Genomic DNA, 711 nt, shown 5'->3' with positions numbered 1-711 from the left:
CTCTCGGTTCAAGGTATTCGGGATATCAGGCCGCTCGACTGTCGCCTTTTTATAGGCATGTGATCCCGGCTGTTTGCTGACCAGTTCCAGCTCACGCATCAGTCTTCGTACCTTGAAGCGTCCAATCTGCTCACCCTCTTCTTGCATCATTAACATGATGCTTCGGCTGCCCGGCGCACTTCGCCCTTGGGTGAACAACTCGTTCACTCGGCTACGCAACCGGAGGCGCTCAAAGTCTGGTGTTCGCCGCCTGAGACGATGTGCGTAGTAGCCCGAACGGGCGACTTCAAATACCTGGCACAGGCAGTCAACAGGCTCATGGACGCTTAGCTGATTGATCAGCGCGTACGCTCGAGATCTTCCGACATCAAGAGCGCGGTAGCCTTTTTTAATATTGATTTCTCGCGTTCGAGGCGAGCAATTCGAGCTTCCAGTTCCTGGATTTTTTGCTGCTCTGGAGTCAGGGCCTTGCTTTGGGGCGTAACGCCTGTGCGTTCCCTCTGAAGCTGGTCAACCCAACGGCGCAGAGCCGACTCACCAACACTCAGTGAGCGACTGGCTTCAGTGAAGCTGTAATTCTGCTTGAGCACGAGGTCGGCAGCCTCGCGTTTGAATTCTGGTGAAAAGGTACGGCGTTGCTTGGTCATCAGACACCTCTCTATGGCGAGCATTCTCGCCTAAATGGGTGTCCGGTTTCATTAGACCACTACA

The 711-nt window shown here is 54.3% G+C and carries 1 pseudogene; it reads right to left on the bottom strand.

Going from position 1 to position 711, the window contains the following annotated elements:
* Positions 1-647, bottom strand: a pseudogene (locus tag ACW9H9_RS28705) (transposase); the annotation flags it as partial.
* Positions 648-711: the final 64 nt, after the last annotated feature.

Source organism: Pseudomonas sp. SDO5215_S409 (assembly GCF_054071325.1).
Note: the sequence above shows the minus strand (reverse complement) of the source record. Positions and strands in the feature narration are given on the sequence as shown.